Annotated in this window: 8 protein-coding genes; 4 read left to right on the forward strand and 4 right to left on the reverse strand. The window is 64.7% G+C overall.

Annotated features, from left to right (window positions below; translation table 11 throughout):
• The first annotated feature begins 42 nt into the window (after nt 1-42).
• On the forward strand, nt 43-630 hold the full coding sequence (locus tag GQ56_RS0129715) for a LysE family translocator (RefSeq protein WP_031402125.1): 588 nt from the start codon (nt 43-45) through the stop codon (nt 628-630).
• 39 nt (nt 631-669) lie between these two features.
• Here the strand turns inward: GQ56_RS0129715 and GQ56_RS0129720 are convergent, their stop codons facing one another.
• Both GQ56_RS0129720 and GQ56_RS0129725 read right to left on the reverse strand, forming a co-directional pair.
• The gene (locus tag GQ56_RS0129720) at nt 670-1515 is read right to left on the reverse strand and encodes an AraC family transcriptional regulator (protein ID WP_031402126.1); all 846 of its coding nucleotides are present in this window, start codon (nt 1513-1515) and stop codon (nt 670-672) included.
• Between the two features lie 429 nt (nt 1516-1944).
• Nucleotides 1945-2502: an inclusion body family protein gene (locus tag GQ56_RS0129725; protein WP_031402127.1), complete on the reverse strand. Its 558-nt coding sequence runs from the start codon at nt 2500-2502 to the stop codon at nt 1945-1947.
• A 640-nt stretch (nt 2503-3142) separates the two neighbouring features.
• On the opposite strand from GQ56_RS0129725, the gene GQ56_RS0129730 reads away from it, so the two are divergent.
• From GQ56_RS0129730 to GQ56_RS0129740, 3 genes are all read left to right on the forward strand, one after another.
• Nucleotides 3143-3697, forward strand: a complete 555-nt coding sequence (locus GQ56_RS0129730) for an AidA/PixA family protein (protein ID WP_031402128.1) — start codon at nt 3143-3145, stop codon at nt 3695-3697.
• A gap of 122 nt (nt 3698-3819) precedes the next feature.
• Entirely contained in the window at nt 3820-4374 is a 555-nt protein-coding gene (locus GQ56_RS0129735) for an inclusion body family protein (protein ID WP_031402129.1), read from the forward strand.
• Between the two features lie 405 nt (nt 4375-4779).
• A complete protein-coding gene (locus GQ56_RS0129740) occupies nt 4780-5574 on the forward strand; it encodes an SDR family NAD(P)-dependent oxidoreductase (protein ID WP_031402130.1) in 795 nt (264 codons plus the stop codon).
• A gap of 24 nt (nt 5575-5598) precedes the next feature.
• On the opposite strand, the gene GQ56_RS0129745 is transcribed toward GQ56_RS0129740, so the two are convergent.
• Entirely contained in the window at nt 5599-5973 is a 375-nt protein-coding gene (locus tag GQ56_RS0129745) for a hypothetical protein (protein WP_052000982.1), read from the reverse strand.
• A 264-nt stretch (nt 5974-6237) separates the two neighbouring features.
• A complete protein-coding gene (locus GQ56_RS0129750) occupies nt 6238-7308 on the reverse strand; it encodes an AI-2E family transporter (RefSeq protein ID WP_031402132.1) in 1071 nt (356 codons plus the stop codon).
• Between the last annotated feature and the right edge of the window lie 145 nt (nt 7309-7453).

Genomic DNA, 7453 nt, shown 5'->3' on the forward strand with positions numbered 1-7453 from the left:
TAGTCTCGATGCGACTTTCGACATTTCGCATGGAGACATCCAATGAGCATGCTGGTTTCGATGGCCGCGTTCGCGCTGGCCTCGTCGATCACCCCCGGTCCCGTCAACATCGTCGCGCTCAGCGCGGGCGCACGCCACGGCCTCGGCGCGAGCCTGCGCTATGCGGCCGGCGCAACGCTCGGCTTCGTCGCGCTGTTCCTCCTGATCGGGCTCGGCCTGCACGCGGCGCTCGCGCGCTGGCCCGTGCTGACGACCGCAACGCGGTGGTCGGGGATCGCGTTCCTGCTCTACATGGCGCTGCGGCTCGCGCTCGACGATGGCCGGCTGTCGGACAACCCGGACGTGGCCGGCCCGTCGGCGACGTCCGGCGCGGCGATGCAGTGGCTGAATCCGAAGGCGTGGCTCGCGTGCGTGGCCGCGATGGGGGCGTATGCGGCCGACGGCGACCGCGCGCAGGTCTGGCAGTTCGCCGCGTTGTACCTGGTGATCTGCTTCGCGTCGATCGCGTGCTGGGGCTATGCGGGTGCATCGCTGCGGCACCGGCTCGCGAATGCGCGGCGCATGCGCCTGTTCAACCGGCTGATGGCGCTGCTGCTCGCGGGCAGCGCGCTGTTCCTGCTCGACGCATAGGGCTCGTTCGCGCCGATCACCGGCCCCGGGGCGTGCCGCTCAGTTCGTCGCGCCGCGGTATTGCCCGGGCGTCGCCGCCGCGATCCGACGGAACGCGCGCTGGAAATGCGCCTGGTCGGCAAAGCCCGCGTCGAGCGCGACGTCGGCGATCGGCCGGCCGCGCCGCAGCTCCGCGCGGCCGTACTGCACGCGGCGATCGATCAGGAACGCGTGCGGCGTCATGCCGTAGCGCGCGTTGAACGCACGGATCAGGTAGGACGGCGACAGGTCCGCCGCCTCGCAGATTGCATCGAGCGTGACGCCTTCCCGGCAGTGCGCGGCGATGTAGTCGGCCGCGCGCGCAAGCCTGGCGTTGTCGTCGCGCGGCCGCACGACGGGCAGCTCCCGATCGAGCGCGCCGTGCAGCGCCGTGAAGAACCGGACCGCCGCGCTTTCCTTGCCGAGCGGATCGACGCCAGGCGACACGAGCGTGCGGTAGAAGCCGCCAAATTGCGCGAACAGGTCGCCCCGTTCAGTCAACTTCGGCGAAAACCCGTGGAAATCGCAGTTCGGATCGCGGCCCAGCGAGTGCTGCAGCCGCGCGAGCCACGGCACGTCGACATAGACCATCCGGTATGCCCATGCATCGGTGCCGTAGGGGTTGCACGCATGCACCTGCTCCGGATCGATGATCACCAGCACGCCGCGCCCGACGTGCTCGTTCGTCGCGCCGTTCACGTAGGTACTCGTGCCGCCGACGATCGCACCGACCGAGAACGTATCGTGCGTGTGCTTCGTGTAGCAGATCGCGCGCCCGTCGTCGACGGTACGCGCCTCGATGAACGGCAATGCGGCATCGCGCCAGAACGGCGAAGGAACGACGGATCGGTTGGCGGTACGGCTCACGCGGCAGACTCCCGGCTTGGACGGCGAACGCTCACCGTACAAGACTGGGCGGCGCCGTGCAACCGGATCGTCCGGCAGCGACGCCGGATCGCTCCGGATCGGATCGCCCGCGGGAACGCTGAAGAACGAACGGGGCCGTCGGCAACGCTTCGCCACGCACGAGCAGGCGCGGCAGTCGATCGACGAATCCATCGAGCCCCCCGCAACCGGCCACGTTCGCGGGCGAGCCTCGATTGCCCGTCGACGGACGCATTCGAACAAGCGCGTTCACCTGAAATGAATGGCGCCCGCGAACATGATCGCGGGCGCCATCCTGCCCCCTCCGATGCGCCGGCACGCGGTGCGTTTCGCGCTTACGACGTACCTGCCCTGTACCGGGCGTTGGCCAGCGTTTCCGCCTGCTCGGACGCTCGGGTCACGATCTGGCGATCAGGCCGGCACGTAGACCTTCGGATCCCACCAGTAGTACCCGACCAGTTCTTGATTCTGCCCGCCGACAAGCTTGTAAAGACCGAAGCAAACGCCGAAATATTCGGTGCCGCTGTTCTTGATCGACGAGTCGAAAGTCGCGAACGTGAGCTGTTTATGCAGCGGCGGAAGGCCGTTCCGGGTCGGCGAGTCCGGATTGGGTTCCACTGCGCCGTTGCGGACGACCGTGTTGCAGCTGAACTGATTGAATACCTGATCGCCCTTGAAGTGCTTGATGTCGTAGACGATCACGGCGTCGTCGGAGTTGTCGTAGATCGACACGCCGGCAAACAGGACGCGGTCGCGAGGATACGCGGTGAATTCCAGATCGGCCGTACCCTGCCCTTTGACGTCACGCGCGCCGGTGCAAAGCATGAACTGGCCATTGTGCGCGATGCCCGTCGGATTCTTCTGATCCTGACTCGGATTCGGGTACGTCTTCTTCACCCATTCCGTGTCGATAACCACGAGGATGTTGATGTCCTGCGCGCTTGATGCAAGGATCACTTCGGAAGCCATGGTCAACCTCCATTCAATACACGTTATGAATTTAAATCCGGAGACGCATCACTCCTGCGTCACGATCAATATCCTCCATTTTCAAATCAAACACACCTGTCGAAGTAAACAGGTTTTATCAAACTAAAAACAAATTAATTCGGACCACAAAAAACCTAAAACATCAATTACAGTCTATTACGCCTCGGTCGTCGGACCATGCGCAATAACCGGACAGATCTTTCGGCTGTCGACTGGACGATCGTACGAAAAGCACAAAGTCCGTCTTGAACCGTCATGCACCATGCCCCTTTGACGGTCGAATCGAATGCGGCCAATGCGCTCCAGGCTGTTGCGGCGAGAAGAACCCCGATCGCAACGCGGTCAATTGCTTGCGCACGCGAATTCAACTCACCCGCGCCAAATTCATAATCAGACCGCAGTGCTTGTTGCCCTTATTTTCCATTGAATCGAAAATCAGCGGATATTTCCCGCCAGATCAGCATCGCCTCCGACCCCAAAATTAAAAAATGCATTTTTCAAATTCCCCATCAAACCTGACAGGTACAAACAGGAGTGCAAAAGGATAATACTGGGAAAGCGCATCGCCGATGCGCCATTCGTACCGAACGGGAAACCATCCCACCACGGAGGAATTCAAATGGAAGTCGATCCGAACAACATCAATATTGAAAAAGTCGCTCAATCCATTCACATCCTTGCGATTATCGACACCAATTATGTAAAGAAGTTTTATCCGAACCCGAGCAAGAGCGCGAGCCACCCGACGGGCATCACCAGCAATGCCGTGTTCATGGTCAACAGCCAACTGACCGGCGTGAGCAGTGCGGAAGGGTCGGGCAAACTGAACCTGAGGTTGCAGGTTGGCGACAAGGTATCCCTGATGGGGACGTCGCTGTCCGACAATTCGGAAGACTCCGCGTTGATCTACAACGTCCAGCACTTCTCGGGCGACCAGGTCTTCAACAAGTTTGCCACGCACACCATCGAACAGACCGGTGCATCGAGTGCCGACGAGACGCCCGACATCATCGCGAGCGCGGCGCAATCCCGAGTCTTCCAAAGCTTCAACTCCATCGCAAAATCGTCCGGATCCGAGAGCCTGGCAACGGTTTTCGCGCTTTATACGCGGGAACCCAACAGCAAAAAGCTGTTCGGCTACTTCTACTGGACGTGGCAAGCCTACGCTGCCTGAGGCAAGCGTCCCGACCACGCGCTCCGACGCCATACGGCAGCGGTTCGAGCCGACAGAGCCTGCGCGACGCCTCACGGGGCGTCGCCCCTTTCCCGCCATGAAGCCCACATGGAGCACCACGTATGACAGCCGATCCCGGAAGCATCAATCTCAACGCGTCCGCGCAGCAGATCGACATCCTGGCCGTAATCGACACGGAATACATCAAGCGGCGGTACCCGAATCCGAGCAAGCACCCCGAGTCGCCGATCGCCGTCGATCATCGCGCCGTGCGCCTGCTCTACACCGGGGCGCGAGGCGGACCGATCGGGAATGACCCGGCCAAACCGCCTCTGACGCTGCACCCGGGCGATACCGTGTCGCTCAGGGCGGTATCCATCTATGAGAACTCGAACGACGCCGTGCTCGTTTATCAGGTTGCCCACCTGTTCGGCCAGCAAGTTTTCAATCAGTTTTCGCCGGAATTCCTCGAAGTACACGCCGTACAACTGAACCCGGAAACTGCCGACGGTCTGCCGCCGCTGACGAAATCGCAGACGTTCTCCAGCGTCACCGCCAGGGCGAGAACAAGCGGGATAGAAACGCTTGGCGCCTGCTTCGGGCTCTACACGCTGGAAAGAAGTACCCAGGAGCTGTTTGGATACTATTGGTGGGACTGGTTCGCCATGTGCCCCTGATAGTCGCCTTCCATTGCGGATGGCTCGCGAATTCCGCGGACAAGGGGCGCGAGACAGGCTGGCGGCATGCACGAAATCCGCCGGCATCGGCCATGGCGCCGGTCCTTTCGGGCCGGATGCCGGCACGCAGCCGCCGCGGACGGAGGACGCGTCACCGGTTAGAGCTACCGCCGGCGAAACGCGCGCGATCCCGGCCTCGCGCTCGATCGCCCCGAGCCGGCAGGAATCTCGCACGGTCGCGGCACACGAACCGGCCGCGCGTCACTTCAGCATCCGGAACGTTTGCGTCGACGCCGCGCGATCGCGCTGGCGGGATGGCCTGCGGGCCGGAAATTTCCTAAGCTTTGAGTTCCGTCCGCCGCGGCACCCGCGGCGGTTTCCGTTCCCTCATCTCCCGTCACGCTCATGCAGATCGATCTGAATGGCAAGACCGCGGTAGTCACCGCCTCCACCGCCGGCATCGGGCTCGCGATCGCCGAAGGGCTCGCGCGCGCCGGCGCGCGCGTCGTCGTCAACGGCCGCAGCGACGCATCGGTGCAGTCCGCGCTCGCGCACCTGCGCGCCGCCGTCCCCGGCGCAGGCTTCGACGGCGTCGCCGCCGACCTGTCCGATGCGGCCGGCGTCGCACGCATCACGCAGCACACGCCCGCCGCCGACATCCTCGTCAACAACGCGGGCATCTACGGCCTGAAGGCGTTCTTCGACATCGACGACGCCGAATGGGAGCATTACTTCCAGACCAACGTGATGTCGGGCGTCCGCCTCGCGCGGCACTACCTGAAGGGAATGATCGAACGCAATGCCGGGCGCATCGTGTTCATTTCGTCGGAATCCGGCCTGAACATCCCGGTCGACATGATTCACTACGGGTTCACGAAGACCGCGCAGCTGTCGATCGCGCGCGGCCTCGCGAAGCTCGCGGCCGGCACCCGCGTGACCGTCAATTCGGTGCTGCCGGGGCCGACGATGTCGGACGGCGTGCGGGCGCTGCTGAAGGAAACGGCCGACGAAACGGGGCGCAGCGTCGAGGACGTGGCCGTTGATTTCGTGCGCAACCATCGCGCCAGCTCGATCATCCAGCGGCCGGCAACCCCCGAGGAAGTCGCGAACCTGGTGGTCTACGTGTGCTCGCCGCTCGCTTCGGCGACGACGGGCGCCGCGCTGCGGGTGGACGGCGGCGTGGTCGACACGATCGCGTGACGCCGGGCCGGCAAGGCCGTCGCGCTAGCGTGCAGCGGCCTTGCCCGGCTGGAGCATGCCCTTGCGGTCGGCGTCCATGCAGCTGTCGAAGCCGCGCTGCGTGACGACGCCGGCCTTGTCGAACACGACGAAGTACGCACGGTGATCGTTGCCGTGCTCGATAAAGTAGTTGTAGCAGACGCCGCTGCCGTTGCGGACCATCCAGACGCTGCGCGGGTTGCCGCCGGCGCGGACGACATCGGCGCGCGTCGCGCCATGCCGGGACGCAGCCCGCGCGAGCGGCGTGCGCGAATACGAAAACGGCAGCCACGAGTCGAACCACGTGCAGCCATGCAGCATCAGGCAGCTGGCAGCCAGGGACAACGTCGCTGCAGGGCGGGACATCGAAATCAATCGCATGCTTGGAAAAATCTGCTGCGCCATGCCGGCGTGTTCGAAAGCCTCATGCTACTCGACCTTTGGGCCAGGATCGAAAAGAAATGTAGAGATCTTTTTCCGGATCGCCGCAATGCATGCCCGCCTCACGGCCCGGACCATCGCAGGTCGTTGAGGCCCGATGGCGCTGCAATGGCGACACGATGGCGACCGCGTGGCGGCGGCCCCGCGTCCTCGTGAGCCTGCCTGCCGCACCGGCGCTGCAGGCCGCCGCCACGGCAGGCATCGTCACGCGATCCATTCGGCCCACAGCATCGTCAGCACCGTCATCAGCGCGGGGCCGACGAACAGCCCGATCAGGCCGAACGTCTCGGCGCCGCCGAGGATGCCGAACAGCACGAGCAGGAACGGCAGCCGGGCCGAGCTGCCGATCAGCACCGGCCGCACGAAATGCTCGGCGACGAACACGACGACGAAACCGAGTACCGCGACGACCACGGCCCATGCGGTCGCGCCGTGCACGAACAGCCAGAGCGCCGCGCCGCAGAACACGATCGGCGCGCAGAACGGCAGCATCGCCGCGATCGCCGTGACGAGGCCGAGCAGCGCCGCGTGCGGGACGCCCGCCAGCGCATACGCGATGCCGAGCAGCGCGCCCTCGCCGAGCCCGACGACGACCAGCCCCGTCACCGTGCCGAACACGGCCGCGACCATCCGCTCGATCAGTTCGGCGCCGTTGGCCCCGAATGCGCGCCGCGCGCCCTGCAGCAGCGCGCCCGACAGCTTGTGGCCCGCACGCAGGATCACGAACAGCGTGACGAGCATGAAGCCGAATTCGAGCAGGCCATGCGCGAGCTTTGTGCCGAATTGCCGGCCGAACGCGAGGAATTTCTCGCTGTTGACGCCGTGCATCGCGCTGGCCGCATGCAGCGGATGGCCCAGGTTGGCCTGCCACCACTCGGTGACCTGCGCCGCGCCGTAAGGCAGCCGGCCGACCACGTCCGGCACCGGAATGCCGTTGTCCTGGACGGTGCGCAGCCACTCGCGCAGGTCATGCGCCTGCCCGATGGCCTGGGTCGCCGCGACGGCCACCGGCAGCACGACCAGCAGCGAGATCGCCGCGGTAATGACGAGCGCGATCAGCGTCGGCCGGTCGCGGAACAGCCGGTGCGATTCGAAGCGTTTCAGCAGCGGCCACATCGCGATGGCGATCACGCAGGCCCAGGCGATGGCGGGAATGAAATCACGGATGACCCACAGCGCGAGCACCAGCAGCACCGTATACAGCCCGACCCGGGCAACGTGCTGCGCGCGCGGCCGCGCGGCGGAATCTTGAGACGACGAGACATGCGTGCCCATGGCACCTCGGCAGAAATGAAAAAAATGGCGGTTCGCACCCGCCCCCCGGCGGGGGGGGCGCGCCGCCCCCCGCCGGTCCATGCGTTACTTCGACTTCTGCGAACCGATCTCGCGATCCCATTTCTGGAACGCGGCGACCATCGCC

It is taken from the genome of Burkholderia paludis (assembly GCF_000732615.1).
GTDB classification, from domain to species: domain Bacteria; phylum Pseudomonadota; class Gammaproteobacteria; order Burkholderiales; family Burkholderiaceae; genus Burkholderia; species Burkholderia paludis.

Excerpts from the sequence above, each read along its gene's own strand:
- GQ56_RS0129715 (WP_031402125.1), top strand. The coding sequence starts at position 43 with ATGAGCATGCTGGTTTCGATGGCCGCGTTCGCGCTGGCCTCGTCGATC.
- GQ56_RS0129725 (WP_031402127.1), bottom strand. The coding sequence starts at position 2,502 with ATGGCTTCCGAAGTGATCCTTGCATCAAGCGCGCAGGACATCAACATC.
- GQ56_RS0129730 (WP_031402128.1), top strand. The coding sequence starts at position 3,143 with ATGGAAGTCGATCCGAACAACATCAATATTGAAAAAGTCGCTCAATCC.
- GQ56_RS0129735 (WP_031402129.1), top strand. The coding sequence starts at position 3,820 with ATGACAGCCGATCCCGGAAGCATCAATCTCAACGCGTCCGCGCAGCAG.
- GQ56_RS0129740 (WP_031402130.1), top strand. The coding sequence starts at position 4,780 with ATGCAGATCGATCTGAATGGCAAGACCGCGGTAGTCACCGCCTCCACC.
- GQ56_RS0129745 (WP_052000982.1), bottom strand. The coding sequence starts at position 5,973 with ATGCGATTGATTTCGATGTCCCGCCCTGCAGCGACGTTGTCCCTGGCT.
- GQ56_RS0129750 (WP_031402132.1), bottom strand. The coding sequence starts at position 7,308 with ATGGGCACGCATGTCTCGTCGTCTCAAGATTCCGCCGCGCGGCCGCGC.